At 61.2% G+C, this 15,884-nt stretch carries 15 protein-coding genes and 1 other RNA gene; 14 read left to right on the top strand and 2 right to left on the bottom strand.

Features of this window, described 5'->3' with window-relative positions:
* Positions 1-10: 10 nt before the first annotated feature.
* The 5 genes from AAA969_RS12140 to AAA969_RS12120 all read left to right on the top strand — a co-directional run bounded on the left by AAA969_RS12140 (position 11) and on the right by AAA969_RS12120 (position 2,090).
* Positions 11-448, top strand: a complete 438-nt coding sequence (locus AAA969_RS12140) for a DUF4164 family protein (RefSeq protein WP_338246322.1) — start codon at positions 11-13, stop codon at positions 446-448.
* Positions 449-452: 4 nt separating this feature from the next.
* On the top strand, positions 453-878 hold the full coding sequence (locus AAA969_RS12135; RefSeq protein ID WP_338246321.1) for a cell division protein ZapA: 426 nt from the start codon (positions 453-455) through the stop codon (positions 876-878).
* A 34-nt stretch (positions 879-912) separates the two neighbouring features.
* A non-coding RNA gene (gene ssrS, locus AAA969_RS12130) (6S RNA) lies at positions 913-1,072 on the top strand.
* 2 nt (positions 1,073-1,074) lie between these two features.
* A complete protein-coding gene (locus AAA969_RS12125) occupies positions 1,075-1,656 on the top strand; it encodes a 5-formyltetrahydrofolate cyclo-ligase (RefSeq protein WP_338246320.1) in 582 nt (193 codons plus the stop codon).
* A gap of 23 nt (positions 1,657-1,679) precedes the next feature.
* Positions 1,680-2,090 (top strand): hypothetical protein, encoded by a 411-nt coding sequence (locus AAA969_RS12120; RefSeq protein ID WP_338246319.1) that lies wholly within the window; start codon positions 1,680-1,682, stop codon positions 2,088-2,090.
* Positions 2,091-2,174: 84 nt separating this feature from the next.
* On the opposite strand, the gene ahcY is transcribed toward AAA969_RS12120, so the two are convergent.
* Both ahcY and metK read right to left on the bottom strand, forming a co-directional pair.
* The gene (ahcY, locus tag AAA969_RS12115) at positions 2,175-3,584 is read right to left on the bottom strand and encodes an adenosylhomocysteinase (RefSeq protein ID WP_338247248.1); all 1,410 of its coding nucleotides are present in this window, start codon (positions 3,582-3,584) and stop codon (positions 2,175-2,177) included.
* Between the two features lie 81 nt (positions 3,585-3,665).
* Positions 3,666-4,847, bottom strand: coding sequence for a methionine adenosyltransferase (gene metK, locus AAA969_RS12110; RefSeq protein ID WP_338246318.1), 1,182 nt, complete (start codon positions 4,845-4,847; stop codon positions 3,666-3,668).
* Between the two features lie 192 nt (positions 4,848-5,039).
* Here metK and metF point away from each other — a divergent pair, with 192 nt between their 5' ends.
* From metF to pgi, 9 genes are all read left to right on the top strand, one after another.
* Complete coding sequence (metF, locus tag AAA969_RS12105; protein ID WP_338246317.1) at positions 5,040-5,948, top strand: methylenetetrahydrofolate reductase [NAD(P)H]; 909 nt, start codon at positions 5,040-5,042, stop codon at positions 5,946-5,948.
* On the top strand, positions 5,945-7,003 hold the full coding sequence (locus AAA969_RS12100; protein WP_338246316.1) for a homocysteine S-methyltransferase family protein: 1,059 nt from the start codon (positions 5,945-5,947) through the stop codon (positions 7,001-7,003). Before metF ends, AAA969_RS12100 begins: the two co-directional genes overlap by 4 nt.
* 12 nt (positions 7,004-7,015) lie before the next feature.
* A complete protein-coding gene (metH, locus tag AAA969_RS12095; RefSeq protein WP_338246315.1) occupies positions 7,016-9,673 on the top strand; it encodes a methionine synthase in 2,658 nt (885 codons plus the stop codon).
* Between the two features lie 82 nt (positions 9,674-9,755).
* Positions 9,756-10,571: a TIGR00282 family metallophosphoesterase gene (locus tag AAA969_RS12090; RefSeq protein ID WP_338246314.1), complete on the top strand. Its 816-nt coding sequence runs from the start codon at positions 9,756-9,758 to the stop codon at positions 10,569-10,571.
* 205 nt (positions 10,572-10,776) lie between these two features.
* The gene (locus tag AAA969_RS12085) at positions 10,777-11,046 is read left to right on the top strand and encodes a hypothetical protein (protein WP_338246313.1); all 270 of its coding nucleotides are present in this window, start codon (positions 10,777-10,779) and stop codon (positions 11,044-11,046) included.
* 123 nt (positions 11,047-11,169) lie between these two features.
* Positions 11,170-12,243: a mannose-1-phosphate guanylyltransferase/mannose-6-phosphate isomerase gene (locus AAA969_RS12080; protein WP_338246312.1), complete on the top strand. Its 1,074-nt coding sequence runs from the start codon at positions 11,170-11,172 to the stop codon at positions 12,241-12,243.
* Between the two features lie 90 nt (positions 12,244-12,333).
* Positions 12,334-13,092: a YebC/PmpR family DNA-binding transcriptional regulator gene (locus AAA969_RS12075; protein ID WP_338246311.1), complete on the top strand. Its 759-nt coding sequence runs from the start codon at positions 12,334-12,336 to the stop codon at positions 13,090-13,092.
* 24 nt (positions 13,093-13,116) lie between these two features.
* Complete coding sequence (locus AAA969_RS12070; RefSeq protein ID WP_338246310.1) at positions 13,117-14,250, top strand: AGE family epimerase/isomerase; 1,134 nt, start codon at positions 13,117-13,119, stop codon at positions 14,248-14,250.
* Positions 14,251-14,328: 78 nt separating this feature from the next.
* Positions 14,329-15,882, top strand: a complete 1,554-nt coding sequence (pgi, locus tag AAA969_RS12065; RefSeq protein WP_338246309.1) for a glucose-6-phosphate isomerase — start codon at positions 14,329-14,331, stop codon at positions 15,880-15,882.
* Positions 15,883-15,884 lie beyond the last annotated feature (2 nt).

The following is a 15,884-nucleotide window of genomic DNA, read 5'->3' as shown; positions in this document are numbered from 1 at the left end:
CAAGCGTCAAATGATGCCCGGCGGCAGGCCGACCGGCCGCGGCACCTCGATTTGGCCCCTTTTCACCGCCATGAAGGGATATGAACTCAATGCCGCAGGGGATGAAGTTGATCAAGAACTTGAACTTTGCCGCGACACAGTTGATTCTCAGCGCATGAACGTGCGTCCGGATATGCCTGAAGATGCCCTGGAGGCTGTGATCGCACGGCTGGACGGCGCCATGACGCGCGTGGAGGGTGCAGCGCGGTCCATGCGGTCGCGGGTAAAGCGGGCCGAGCTTGCCGCGATCGAAGCACGGGACGCCGATGTTGATCGCGCCCACCTCGCCGAAGCGCTGGACGAGGCGCGCGGTCGCGAGGCCGCTTTGCAGGAGGCGGCACAGTTTGCGTCAGACGCGCTGGATGGCGCGATAACCGAACTCCGTGATCTTCTCCGTGGGGAGGACTGAGCCGATGTCGCGCGTGACCGTCACTCTCAATGGTCGGGACTTCACCATCGGTTGCGAAGAGGGTCAGGAAGCTTATCTTCGCGAGCTCGCGGCAAGCCTCGACAAGCGCGTCTCGGAAATTTCGGGCCAGGTCGGCCAGATCGGTGATTTGCGGCTATTGCTGATGGCGTCGCTCATTCTTGTCGACGATTTGCGGGAGTCCGACGGTCGCATCGAGAGCCTCGAGGGCCAGTTGCAACGCCTGCGGCACGAAAATCACGGCGCCGCCAGCCTGCATGCCGAAGCCCGCACGCGTCTGACCGACCAGCTCAACCGGCTGGCTGCCCGGATGGAGCGTTTCGCCGGGGCGATGGAAACCGGTGAGCTCGATGCGGATGACGATGAAATCCTGTCTGCGCAGAATGACGCACTTGCCGAAGCCGACGCTTGAGCTTCGGCCCATTCGGCCCCACATAGGGGGTGGCGGTTATCTGCTGCGTTCGACTGGAGCGTTTATCCTGCGGACCGTACACCTCCACGAGGGAACTGCCTCTGTCTGGGACCCTGGTCCCGTTCAAGTGGTGCCCACCTGAACAGTCGGGTTTGTGGGGATATACACGCTCTAACGGCGCGAGTGGAGCCGCCACATGATTTCCACGGACAAGCCCGCGCTGCGGTCCCGCATGCTGGAGCGGCGTCGTGAAGCCGGCTTGGTATCGCCGGATGCGGGGCGGGCGCTCGCCTCCCGATTTCCGGACCATTGGCTGCCGTCACCCGGTGGCGTCGTGGCCGGCTACTGGCCGCTTGCCGGCGAAATCGACCCCCGCCCGCTCATGGAGCGTCTTGTCACCGGTGGAGCCCGGCTGTGTCTTCCCGTGGTCGAGGGGCCGGGGCGTCCGCTGACATTCCGCGCCTACCGGAAGGGTGACGCGCTGGAGCGGCGCGGCATGGGCGTCTTCGAGCCGCTTTCAAGCCAGCCGGAGTGTCACCCGGGTCTGGTCCTGGTTCCGCTGCTTGCTTGCGACCGGGCCGGTAACCGGCTTGGCTTCGGCAAAGGGTATTATGACTACACGCTGGCCGCTCTGCGTGCGACCGGCCCCATCCTCGCGATCGGTCTGGCTTTCGATTGTCAAATGGTTGCCGAGCTTCCCGCCCAAGCTCATGATGAGCCATTGGATGGGCTGGTCACGGATGCTGAAGTGTACGATTTTCGGGATGAACGAGCCTGATCAGGGGAGCAAGCCGGCACGCAATGACTTTCACCGTCACACATGTTCCCGCCAATCATGCAGCCTGCCTGATCCATATCGGCGTCGTCAGCGGTGATGAAATCAGGGCATCCCGTCTCGAGTTGAAGGCGGTGGCGAATGCCAATTCCGTGCGCGGCGCCATTATCGACATTACAGACGCCTCGATCGAGGCGCCGCCGGTTGAAATCATCGATAACGTCCAGGGCCTTGTCGATGACCTTCTTCCCGGCACCAAGCTCGGCTTCGTTGGTCGCGCCGAGGACCAGGAGACCGTGTCGATGATCGTGGCCACCGTCGCCCACTCGCTCGGCCGGAAGGTCGGGCAATTTCATGATCGCGAGACGGCGCTTTGCTGGATCCGGCTGGACTGGACGTCCGCAGCCGCCTGCAACTGCCTGCCGATTACCGAATAGCCGGACCAAAAACGCCCCGGCTCGTGGAACCGGGGCGTTTGCTGTGCATGCCGGACAGGCCTCGGCGCTGGCCTGGTCGCTGGCCTAGTAGCGGTAATGCTCGGCCTTGAACGGGCCGGCTTGCGGGATGCCGATATAATCGGCCTGGTCTTCCGAAAGCACGGTCAGCTTGGCATCGAGCTTGTCGAGGTGCAGTGCGGCGACCTTTTCGTCGAGGTGCTTGGGCAGGATGTAGACCTCGTTCGAATAGTTCTCGCCCTTGGTCCAGAGTTCGATCTGGGCCAGCGTCTGGTTGGTGAAGCTGGCAGACATCACGAAGCTCGGGTGGCCGGTGGCATTGCCGAGGTTCACCAGGCGGCCTTCCGACAGCAGAACGATGCGGTTGCCTTCCGGGAATTCGACCAGGTCGACCTGCGGCTTCACATTGGTCCACTTGAAATTCTTCAGGCTCTCGACCTGAATCTCGTTGTCGAAGTGGCCGATATTGCAGACGATCGCCATGTCCTTCATCACGCGCATGTGGTCGACGGTGATGATGTCCTTGTTGCCGGTCGCGGTGACGAAGATGTCCATGTCGCCGACCACGTCATTCAGGCGGACGACCTCGAAGCCATCCATGCAGGCCTGCAGGGCGCAGATCGGGTCGATCTCGGTGACATAGACGCGGGCGCCGGCGCCCGCGAGCGATTCGGCGGAGCCCTTGCCCACATCGCCATAACCGCAGACGACGGCCTTCTTGCCGGCCATCATCACATCGGTGCCGCGACGGATCGCGTCGACGAGGCTTTCGCGGCAGCCATAGCGATTGTCGAATTTCGACTTGGTGACGCTGTCATTCACATTGATCGCCGGGAAGGGCAGCTCGCCGCGCTTGTGCATCTGGTAGAGACGCATCACGCCGGTGGTGGTTTCTTCCGATACACCCTTGATCGCGGCCTTTGCCTTGGCGAACCAGCCCGGGGAGGCAGCAATGCGCTTCCTGATCTGGGCGAAGAGGAAGGTTTCCTCTTCCGACTTCGGGTGATTGAGGATGGACGGATCGGCCTCCGCCTTTTCGCCGAGGATCAGATACATGGTCGCGTCGCCACCATCATCGAGGATCATGTTGGCGGTTTCGCCGTTCGGCCAATGGAAGATGGCGTCGGCATAGTCCCAGTATTCCTCAAGCGTCTCACCCTTGGTCGCGAAGACCGGCACGCCGGTCTCGGCAATCGCGGCGGCGGCGTGGTCCTGGGTCGAGAAGATGTTGCACGAGGCCCACCGCACTTCAGCACCCAGAGCGGTCAGCGTCTCGATCAGGATCGCCGTCTGCACGGTCATGTGCAGCGAGCCGGCAATGCGCGCGCCCTTGAGCGGCTGCGCGTCCTTGTATTCTTCGCGCAAGGCCATCAGGCCCGGCATCTCAATCTCGGCCATGTCGAATTCGATCCGGCCCCATTTGGCCAGCGACATGTCTTTCACGACATAGGGTTTGTCCGCAGCAAATTGCGTCATGACCATCAGGTCCTTCTTTTTGGGCAGTATTGGTGTGTTGGGGTTTGGGCCGACATCGCCGGCCCAAAGTGATTGAGGTGTTTAGAGTAGGCCGCGCAGCTGATCGGCGAGATCGGTGCGCTCCCATGAAAAGCCGCCATCGTCGGTTGGTGTACGGCCAAAGTGGCCATAGGCCGCTGTGCGCGCATAGATCGGGCGGTTCAGCTGAAGCTTCGTTCGAATGCCGCGCGGTGACAGGTCTGCCATTTGCATCAGAGCATCTTCGAGCTTGGCTTCGTCGACGCGTCCGGTGCCGTGCAGGTCCACATAGAGCGAGAGCGGCTTGGAGACGCCAATTGCGTACGACACCTGGATGGTGCAGCGCTTGGCTAGCTCCGCGGCGACGACATTCTTCGCCAGCCAGCGGCAGGCATAGGCGGCCGAGCGATCAACCTTGGTCGGGTCCTTGCCTGAGAAGGCGCCGCCGCCATGCGGTGCCGCGCCGCCATAGGTGTCGACAATGATCTTGCGACCGGTCAGACCGGCATCGCCGTCCGGTCCACCAATCACAAACGTGCCGGTCGGATTGACGTAGAATTCGTCCTCGGGCGGGAACCAGCCTTCCGGCAGGACCTCCGCGACGATCGGGCGGACCAGCTCGCGGATGTCAGCCTGGGTCAGGCCTTCCTTGTGCTGGGTCGAAACCACAACAGAGGTCACACCGGCCGGAACGCCATTCTCATAGCGCATGGTGACCTGGGACTTGGCGTCCGGCTCAAACTCGGGGCGCGCGCCTGATTTGCGAAGCTCGGCCATGCGCTTGAGGATCTGGTGCGAGTAGGTGATCGGCGCCGGCATCAGTTGGGGTGTCTCGTCCGAGGCGTATCCGAACATGATGCCCTGGTCGCCGGCGCCCTCATCCTTGTCGCCGCTGGCGTCGACGCCTTGGGCAATGTGGGCGGACTGCTCATGCAGGAAGTTTTGGAAGGTAGAATTTTTCCAATGGAATCCGGCCTGCTCGTAGCCGATGTCGCGCACTGCTTCACGGGTTGCAGCCTCGATTTCGGCGTCGTCAACCGCTGCGGCGCAACGGATTTCACCGGCCAGGACGATCTGATTGGTGGTGGTCAGGGTCTCGCACGCAACGCGAGCTTCTGGGTCTTTGCCGAGGAACAGATCGACAATAGTGTCAGAGATACGGTCACACACCTTGTCAGGGTGGCCCTCGGAAACGCTCTCAGATGTAAAAATGTAGGACGATCGGCTCACGGCATATATCCTCATATAAAGATCGCTTTATATGCGGGGCATAGACCAGAACTGGGGCCGCGATGCAAGTGCGAGCTGCCGGGGGTGCTTAAAATTCTGGTGCTGAAACAACCTTACGGCGGGGCTAGCCATCAATCTTATATAAAGATATCTTTATGTGAACATGTAGGGCCTGCCTTAACTTTACGGGCTTCAAGGAGTGACATCATGGGACCCGATGCCGAGATTTCGAACGCCAGCCGCGACCTCGCGGTCTCGTTCGAATTTTTCCCTCCCAAAACAGACGCGATGGAAGCCACGCTTTGGGAATCGATTTCTCGTTTGGAGCCGCTCGCACCTAGCTTCGTGTCTGTGACCTACGGGGCTGGCGGGTCGACCCGTGATCGGACCCATCGGACTGTCCATCGGATCGTCGAGGAAACAACTATCCGGCCTGCCGCCCATCTCACCTGTGTCAATGCGACGCGAGAGGAGGTCGATGAGGTGATCCGTGACTATTGGGCATCCGGCGTGCGTCACATAGTGGCGTTGCGCGGAGATCCGCCCGATGCCATTGGCGGAGCGTATTCGCCGCCGGAAAACGGATATGCTAACGCAGCTGAGCTGGCTGCCGGGATTCGGAATATTGGCGATTTCGAGATTTCAGTCGGATGTTACCCCGAGACACACCCGGAGAGTCCCACTCCGGATTTTGATATTGATTTGCTCAAGGCCAAAATTGATGCTGGCGCCACGCGGGCAATTACCCAGTTTTTTTTCGATGCGGATATCTATTTCCGCTTCCGGGATAGGGCGGTGGAGGCTGGGGTCAATATTCCTTTGGTGCCGGGTGTTATGTTGCAACCTAATTTCAACGGACTGAAGCGGATCGCAGGGCTTTGTGGCACCAGCTTGCCGAAATGGTTGCACGAGGCCTATGACGGACTCGACGATGATCCTGTCACCCGCCAATTGGTCACAGCTCATGTCGCGGCGAAGCTGTGCAGTAATCTGCGGAATGGCGGGGTGGACGGGTTCCATTTTTATACGCTCAATCGAGCCGAGCTGGCACTCTCGACCTGTCAGCTGCTGGGTGTCAGATCCGGGGATCGAGCACGGGTGGCGGCGGCATCATGACGCGAGAAAACCGTATCAAGGCTATAGAGGCCAAAGGAGCGGAGCGGGTACTCATTCTTGATGGGGCCATGGGGACGCAGATCCAGGATCTCAAGCTTGATGAAGACGGCTACCGGGCAATGCGGTTTTCTGACTGGGGCGTGTCGATCAAGGGCAATAATGACATTCTCAACCTTTCGGCGCCGGACGCTGTGAAAGCAATACACAGGGCCTATTTCGAGGCTGGCGCGGACATTGTTGAAACCAACACATTCTCGGCCACCTCGATCGCACAGGCCGATTACGAGATGCAGGCATTGGCGCCGGAAATCGCCCGTGAAGGTGCGCGACTTGCCCGCGAGGCTGCGGACCAGGTCACGTCTGAGACGGGTAGTATCCGGGCAGTGGCCGGCGCGATCGGTCCGACCAATAAGACACTGTCCATCTCGCCGGATGTGAACGATCCGGGCTTTCGCGATGTCGATTTCGAGACCGTTCGCGCGGCCTATCTCGAACAGGCGGAGGCGATGGAAGCTTTCGTCGATTTCTTTCTGATCGAAACCATCTTCGATACCCTCAATGCGAAGGCGGCGATCAAGGCCCTGCTCGATCTGCGCGCCCAGACCGGCAACACTGTTCCCATCATTATCTCCGGAACAATCACTGATCGATCAGGACGAACCCTGTCGGGCCAGACGGCCGAAGCCTTCTGGTACTCGGTCCGGCATGCCCGGCCTTGGGCGGTCGGGCTGAATTGTGCGCTGGGTGCCGATGAGATGCGGCCCTATATCAGCGAGCTGTCCCGTGTCGCTGATACCCGCATCATCGCCTACCCCAATGCCGGCCTGCCGAACGATATGGGCGAGTATGACGAAACGCCGGACCAGACCGCCTCCCATCTCGGCGAATGGGCGGAGTCCGGCCTGGTCAACATTCTGGGTGGCTGCTGCGGCACCACGCCGGATCATATCCGGGCCATTGCCGCGGCTGCCGGTTCAGCGGCCCCTCGTCGTCCGGCCAAACACAAGCGTGCTATGCGCCTGTCCGGCCTGGAACCCTTTGAGCTGGCATCCTGAGGCCATTCTGACATGACCGTTTCCGTCCCCAGTTTCGTCAATGTTGGCGAGCGTACGAATGTTACCGGCTCGGCCCGCTTCCGGAAGCTGATTACCGAGGGTGATTATGCGGAAGCCGTGTCTGTTGCCCGTCAGCAGGTCGAGAATGGTGCCCAGATCATCGATGTGAACATGGATGAGGGCCTGCTCGACAGTGTCGAGGCCATGACCCGCTTCCTGCGCATGATCGCAGGCGAGCCGGACGTGGCCCGCGTCCCGGTTATGGTCGACAGCTCGAAATGGGACGTCATCGAAGCGGGTCTGCAGAACACCCAGGGCAAGGCGATCGTCAATTCGATCAGCCTCAAGGAAGGCGAGAAGCAGTTTCGCGAGCAGGCCGGCAAGTGCCTGGCCTATGGTGCGGCCGTCGTGGTCATGGCGTTCGATGAGACCGGCCAGGCTGATACCGCCGCGCGCAAGTTCGAGATCTGCGACCGCGCTTACAAAATCCTGGTCGACGAGATCGGCTTTCCGCCGGAAGACATCATCTTTGACCCCAATATTTTCGCCGTGGCGACCGGGATCGAGGAGCATAATAACTATGCTGTCGATTTCATCGAGGCGACGCGCCGGATTCGCGAGAACCTGCCCGGCTGTCATGTTTCGGGTGGTCTTTCGAACATTTCGTTCTCCTTCCGTGGCAATGAGACGGTGCGGCGGGCGATGCATTCGGTCTTCCTGTTTCATGCCATCAAGGCCGGCATGGACATGGGAATCGTCAATGCCGGTCAGCTCGACATCTACGACGACATCGAGCCCGAGCTGCGCGAGCTGGTCGAAGATGTGATCCTCAACCGGCGCGATGATGGCACTGACCGTCTGCTGGAGGCCGCCGAGCGGTATCGTGGGCAGGCGAGCGGTCCGGCCAAGGTCCGCGATCTGAAATGGCGCGAAGCCCCGGTCAATGACCGGATCCGTCACGCCCTTGTGCACGGGATCAACGAGTTCATCGTTGAGGATACGGAAGAGGCGCGCCAGGCGTGTGAGCGTCCGCTCCACGTCATCGAGGGGCCGTTGATGGACGGCATGAACGTCGTCGGCGACCTGTTTGGCGACGGCCGCATGTTCCTGCCCCAAGTGGTGAAGTCGGCGCGGGTCATGAAGCAGGCTGTCGCCCACCTGATCCCCTACATGGAAGCCGAAAAGGCCAGAACCGGGGACCAGCGCAAGTCCAACGGCAAGATCGTGATGGCGACGGTGAAGGGCGATGTCCACGACATCGGCAAGAACATCGTCGGCGTAGTGCTGCAATGTAACGGCTATGACGTCATTGATCTCGGCGTGATGGTGTCGTGCGAGAAAATTCTCCAAACGGCGCGGGAAGAAGGGGCAGATATCATTGGCCTGTCCGGTCTGATCACCCCGTCTTTGGACGAGATGGTCTTTGTGGCGTCCGAGATGGAGCGCCTGAAGGTCGACATCCCGCTCATGATCGGTGGCGCCACGACCAGCCCGGCCCATACTGCGGTCAAGATCGATCCGGCCATCAGCGTCGCCCCGGTGATCCATGTGCTGGACGCCAGCCGCGCAGTCGGGGTGGTCTCGAAACTCCTGTCTGACCAGCGCGATAGTTATGCCCAATCGGTCAAGGACGATCTCGCCAGGATCCGGGAGCGACGGCTTGCTGCGCGTTCGGCGAAGGCGCGGCTGCCGCTCGAGCGGGCCCGGGAGAAGGCGTGGGATTGCGACTGGAATGCGTGTTCGCTACCGGCGCCTGCCAAGCCTGGACTGACGGTTTTGAAGCCGTCCCTGTCCGAGCTGGTCGACTATATCGACTGGACACCTTTCTTCTTTACCTGGGAGCTCAAGGGCAGCTATCCGGCGATCTTCGAGGACCCCAAGCGCGGCGAGGCGGCCAGGGCCTTGTTTGCCGATGCCCAGGCGATGCTTGCGCGGATGGTCGACGAGGCGCTGCTGGAGCCGCGCGCCGTGGTCGGCTTCTGGCCCGCCAATCGTGACGGGGATGACGCGGTGCTTTACACCGATGACACCCGCCGCGAAGAGCTCGCCCGCTTTTATGGTCTTCGCCAGCAGGCGGCCAAGGACAATGACCGCCCCCATGTTTGCCAGTTCGACTTCCTGGCCCCGGCCGGGCATGCCGACTGGATTGGCGGGTTCGCCGTTACGGCTGGCGATAATCCGGATTTGATGGCCCGTTTCGAGGCGGCGAAGGACGATTACAACTCGATCTTGTTCAAGGCCTTGTCCGACCGTCTCGCGGAAGCCGCGGCCGAGTGGCTTCATGAACGGGTGCGTCGCGAATACTGGGGCTATGCGCCCGACGAGGCTTTCAGCAATCGTGAGCTCATCGCGGAAGCCTATGCCGGCATTCGACCGGCAGCGGGCTACCCGTCGCAGCCGGACCATTCGGAAAAGCGAACCCTCTTTACCCTTCTCAACGCGGCAGAGACGACCGGGATCGACCTGACCGACTCCTTTGCCATGACCCCGGCCTCGTCCGTTTCCGGCCTTTATCTCTCGCATCCGGACAGCCATTACTTCGCGGTTGGTCGCATCCTTCCCGACCAGGTCGAGGACTATGCCCGGCGCAAGGGCTGGACGGTCGCGGAAGCCGAGCGCTGTCTGGCGCCGATCCTCGACTATGTGACAGGGTCGCAGACAGCGGCCTGAGCAGGCTGCATCAGCGATGACTTGGACTTTCCACGTCTGATGCGCCATATCCGTCGGCCTGACCGCTGACGGAGCCTTTTTCATGCGCCTGGCCTTTTTTGGAGACATTGTCGGCAAGACCGGCCGCCGCGCGATCGAGGACCACCTGCCGCGGGTCCGGAAGGCTCTGCAACTCGACTTTGTCGTCATCAATGCCGAGAACGCAGCCGCCGGATTTGGCGTCACAGAGCGGATCTGCAATCAGCTTTTCGATCTTGGAGCCGACGTGCTGACCCTGGGCAATCATGCCTGGGACCAGCGCGAGACGCTCACTTTCATTGATCGTGAGCCCCGTCTTCTCCGGCCCGCCAATTACCCGGTTGGCTCAACGCCGGGTGCGGGAGCCAATCTGTATGACCTTCCCGACGGACGCCGTGTCTTTGTCATGAATGTCATGGGCAGCCTGTTCATGGAGACCCTGGACGATCCGTTCACGGCCGTTGAACGCGAACTCGCCGCCGCACCCCTTGGCATGGTCGCCGATGCGGCCATCGTGGACTTTCACGGTGAGGCGACGAGCGAGAAAATGGCGATGGGTGTGTTCTGTGACGGCCGCGCCAGCCTGGTTGTCGGTACGCACACACATGTCCCGACCGCAGATGCCCGCGTCTTGCCGGGCGGAACCGCCTACCAGACGGATGCCGGCATGTGTGGTGACTATGACAGTGTGATCGGCATGGACAAGGAAGAGCCGCTGCGCCGCTTCACCACGCGCATGCGGTCGGCCCGTTTCGAGCCGGCGACGGGTGAGGCGACACTGTGTGGCGTCTTCGTGGAGACCGATGATTCCACCGGTCTGGCGCTCCGCTGTGAACCGATCCGCCTTGGTGGCCAGCTGTCCGAGACGCTTCCCGTCTGAATGTGACAAATTTGCTGCGATGCAGCGCAATACGGTCGGTGCGCAGCTGCAACCGGTTGATCGCCTTTGGTGTGCCGCTAGCGTGTTGGCAGAGGACTTGCTAGGTTTAAGTGTGAGGCGCGCGTGATGGCCATCACGCTAGGAGCGGTGCTTCCCGGCTTAGAAATGGTGGCCGTGTTCAGCGCAGGGCAAAGGGGGAAGGGACGTGTTCAAGCAAACGATCAGGTTTGATGATGTGCGCGCGGCCCATGAATTCGATGAGCACCTGGCAGCGTTTTTACGCTCGATGGATGCTGAAAAGACCGCCGAGACGCCCTGCGTTTTTACATCGAGCAGCCTCGAAGGAAACGCCCACCTGCGGGTTGTTCAGACAGATTGCGCAGATTTTCTCGGGCGCTTGCTGGCTTACCTCGCGGCGCGTGATTTCCCCCCGGCAACCCCGGCGCACAAACCCTACGCCTTGGCCGACCATTAGCGCTTGCGGCCTTGTCGCTCTGTCGCTTTTGCCAATGCTTCGCCCAATGATATTGCGTTCCAGCGCCGATATGGTTCATGTGGGCGCGGTTCTGACGGATAGGGGGATGTCGTGAGACAGGTAGTGCCGGTCATCATGTCGGGAGGCTCCGGAACTCGTCTGTGGCCGCTCTCGCGGACTGCCCATCCGAAGCAGCTGCATGCACTGGTTTCCGAGCTGACGATGGTTCAGGAGACTGTAGCGCGCGTGAGTGACACGCGGCGGGATTTTTCTTTTGCCCGCCCGATGATCGTGCTGAATGAGCGCCAGCATGCTTTGGCGCGGCTTCAGCTCGAAGCGATGAGCGTTCCGACCTCTCATTATGTGATCGAACCCGTGGCGCGAAACACGGCCGCGGTGGCTGCGGTCGCGGCTCATTTGGTGGCGCGCGAGTATGGACCCGACGCCTTTGTCCTGTTGCTGCCGGCCGATCACCACATTCGCGATGTCGATGGATTCCACACGGCGATCGAGGCGGCCGCTGAACTCGCGACGGCGGGTTCGATCATCACGTTCGGCGTGCAGCCTACCGGGCCCGAGACCGGTTACGGGTATATCGAGCGCGGCGAGAAGCTGGGTCAGGGGTACCGGGTCAGGCGCTTCACGGAAAAGCCGGATCGTGAAGCTGCCCAGCGGTTTATTGATACCGGGGCCTATTATTGGAATGCCGGCATCTTTCTTTTCGGTTCAGGCGCGGTCATCTCCGAGATGAACCGACATTGCCCGGAGATCGCCAGTGCGTCTTTCCTGGCTCTGGAAAACGCCAGCAATAATGGCGATGAAGTCAATTTGTGCGTGGATAGCTTCGCAAACTGCCCGTCGAACTCGTTTGATTACGCGGTCATGGAGAAGACCGACAAGGCGGTCGTCGTGCCGGCTGATATTGGCTGGTCCGATATCGGCGCCTGGCAGGCGCTTTGGGAAATAGCGTCTGACAAGACAGCCGATGGCAATGTTGCCCGGGGCGATGTGCATTTCGTTGAGACCCGCGATTCATACGTCATGTCGACGGGCCCCCGGGTTGGGGTCGTCGGGGTCCGGAATGTCGTGATTGTCGTGACGGACGATGCTGTTCTCGTAAGCGACGCCGGTCGATCCCAGGATGTGAAGGCATTGGTCGATGCGCTGAAAGAAGAGGGGCGGACGGATTTGCTCTGAGACCGCTTGCATGTGGCGCGAGCAGTAGCGTTGGGGCGCCATTCTGGGTAAGGAAGTCGCCTCGAATCCGCAGGAATAGGGAAGCCGATCATGGCCGGACACTCCAAATGGGCCAATATCCAGCACCGCAAGGGGCGCCAGGACAAGCTGCGTTCCAAGCTGTTCTCGCGCCTGTCCAAGGAAATTTCCATCGCTGCCAAGATGGGCGGCCCGGACCCGGATGCCAATCCGCGCCTGCGTCTGGCCATCGCCAATGCCAAGGGCCAGTCCATGCCCAAGGACAATATACAGCGCGCGATCGACAAGGCGTCGGGGGGCGATGACGAGTCCTATGAAGACATTCGCTATGAAGGTTTCGGTCCCGCCGGGATCGGTGTGATCGTTGAAGTCTCGACGGACAACCGTAATCGTGCGGCGGCCGAAGTCCGCACCGCCTTTGCCAAGAATGGCGGTAATCTGGGCGAGACCGGGTCTGTCGCTTTCATGTTCGATAATGTCGGAGAAATCCGCTACCCGCTGTCGAAGGCCGATGAAGACGCCATGATGGAAGCGGCGATTGAAGCCGGTGCCGAGGATGTCACGTCTGAGCCCGGCGACGAGGACAATGAAGGTGAGCACGTCATTTACACGGCGCGCGAGGATCTCATGGAAGTCGTCGGCAATCTGTCGGAGACGTTCGAGGATCCCTCCTCTGCCAAGCTGATATGGAAGCCGCAGAACCTCATCGAAGTCACCGGCGACAAGGTCGGATCTTTGATGAAGATGATGGAAATGCTGGAAGATAGCGATGACGTGCAAAACGTTTACGCCAATTTCGACATTTCCGACGAGGATATGGCGCAACTCTGACGAGCGCCATTGGGGGCGGCGGTTATGAACTCGGTTCAGCGATACGCCGATTGGTGCAGGCATATTGCGCTCCCCTACTGGGCGGAGCACGCATGGGACCGTCGGTCGGGTGGTTTTCTTGAGGCATTGAGCCTTGACGGTAGACCGGTCACCGGCGATTCCCGGCGCGTCCGTACACAGGCTCGACAGGTATATGTCTTCGCGCGAGCCCATATTGCGGGTTGGTGTGACAGTGCCGATCTGGCGATCGATGGATATGAACTTCTGGAACAGCGCGCAAAAGCCCCGGACGGATCCGGGGGCTGGGTGCATCGCCTGACTGATTCCGGAGGGGTCGAAGATTCGACCCGCGACTTATACGACCATACCTTCATCCTCCTGGCTCTGGCTTGGCTGTATCGGTTGACGCATGATCCGCGATATCGGCGTGAGGCTGAGGCCATTCTGGCGTTTCTTGATGCTGATTTGCGACATGTCCATGGCGGGTACGCAGAGAGTGTCGGGGCCCCAACACTGACGCGCCGGCAAAATCCACACATGCATTTTTTCGAGTGTATGCTGGCTTGGCACGCCGTGACCGGCGATCGGATGTGGTTGGATCGGGCGAGCGAGGTGCTTGGCTTGCTTGTGACGCGCTTCATCGATTCTGCCAGCGGGTGTCTGATGGAATTTTTCGATGATCAGTGGCGTCCTGATCCGTCGACGGTCGGGGATGTTGTCGAACCGGGTCATGAGATGGAGTGGGTGTGGCTCCTCGATTCGTATCAGCGAGCTGGTGGCCCGGTTCCGGACCAGATTGCCAAGCGCCTGTATCACCATGCTCAGATGTTTGGTGTGAACCCTGCCACCGGTTTCATGATGAGTGCTATTTCGCGGGATGGCAGGGCTTTGCAGGGCGGCAGCCGGACCTGGGTCCAGACTGAATGGCTTCGGGCCGCGCTGGCCCGTTATCGCCAGGGAAGCTCCGCGAACTTGAGTGAGGCGGAAACCGCTGCTGCAGAGCTGTTGAGGTGGCATGTAGATCCCGCAGGCACGGGCGGCTGGATTGATCATGTTGATGAGATCGGACACCGAGCTGTTGATCGGATCCCTGCGAGTACGCTTTATCATTTATTCGGTGCCGCGCTCGACGCTGCAGATGCGACCCGTGAATCCTGACGCCACGCCCTGAACGCCTTGTGAAGCGGTGCCCCTCCCAATAGTCTGCTCGACGACGCGTCATCCACAGGAGGTCCCGTGTCCGACATTGAACTGAAGGCCCATGCCGAGCGCCTGTCCGGCCTGTCTCTGCGGGAGCTTGCCGAGGCGGGCGACGGGCGCGACGAGGCGCTAATCCTGACCGCGGCCGGGCTTGAATTTGATGCGACCAAGCAGCGTCTTGACCTCGAGGCGCTGGCAACCCTGCTTTCGCACGCGCGCGCAAGTGGGCTTGAAAGCAAGCGTGATTCGCTTCTTTCGGGTGGAATTGTGAACGCTACCGAAAACCGTCCGGCCCTGCACATGGCCTATCGCGAGGGCGGCAATCTGGCGGGCAGCGATGCCGCAATTCTCGTCAAACGGACCCAGGCTGAAACCCGTGAGTTCGCCGAGCGGGTTCGCTCCGGTGCCTATGCCCCATCCGGCGTGCGGATCGGTCGGGTCGTGAATATCGGCATCGGCGGCTCGGATCTCGGGCCGCGCCTTGTCGCAGATGCGCTGGCCGATCAGGCTGAGGGCGGGCCGGAGCTGCGCTTTGTCGCCAGCCTCGACCCGAGTGATCTGAGGCATGCGGTTGCGGGCGCGGATCCGGCATCCATCCTCTTCATCATCGCATCAAAATCCTTCTCGACCCAGGAAACCCTCATGTCGGGTGAGGCCGCCCGCGACTGGCTCGCCGGCCATGTTGGTGCCGACCGCGCCGGCGCGCATTTTGCCGCCGCTTCGGCAGCGCCGGAAAAGGCCAAGGCGTTCGGCATCGACCCGACCCTGGTCTTTGACTTCCCCGACTGGGTTGGCGGGCGCTACTCGGTATGGAGCGCGGTCGGTCTGGCCCTGGAGATCGGGCTCGGCCCGCATGTCTTCCAGGCCTTCCGCGATGGTGCCAAGGCGATGGACACCCATTTCGCGACCGCACCGCTGGAGCGCAACATGCCGGTCCTCAAGGGGCTGATCGATGTCTGGAACCGCATCGGCCTTGGCTATCCCGCCCGCTGTGTCGCCGCTTATTCGGCCCGGATGGGCAAGCTGGCGGATTATTTCCAGCAACTGGAAATGGAATCGCTCGGCAAGTCAGTGACCGTTGACGGCAGGCCGGGCAAGACGCCGGGCGGCGCGCTGGTCTGGGGTGGGAATGGCACCGAGATCCAGCACTCATTCTTCCAGTGGCTGCACCAGGGCGGTGATGTCGTCCCGGTCGACTTCATCGGCATTGCCCGGCATTTCGCCAGCGATGATCCGCGCGAGCGGGCGCTGGCCGCGAACATGGCGGCCCAGGGTGCGGCCCTTCTGGATGGACGCAAGGTCGATCCGGCAGTCGAGCCCGAACTCGCCAGCCACAAATCCATGCCGGGTGGTCGTCCGTCGGCAACCCTGCTCCTCGATGATCTGAACCCGGCCAGCCTGGGCGCGCTTATCGCCTTGCATGAACACAAGGTTTTTGTTGAAAGCGTACTCTACGACATCAATCCCTTCGATCAGTGGGGCGTGGAGCTGGGCAAGGTGCTGACCAAAGGCATTTTGGACGGCGATATATCCAGCTATGACGCCTCGACACGAGCCTTGCTCGCAAGGACCGGTCTGACCCCCGGCTAGCC

This window comes from Maricaulis maris (assembly GCF_036322705.1).
Classification (GTDB): Bacteria; Pseudomonadota; Alphaproteobacteria; order Caulobacterales; family Maricaulaceae; genus Maricaulis; species Maricaulis maris_B.
Note: the sequence above shows the minus strand (reverse complement) of the source record. Positions and strands in the feature narration are given on the sequence as shown.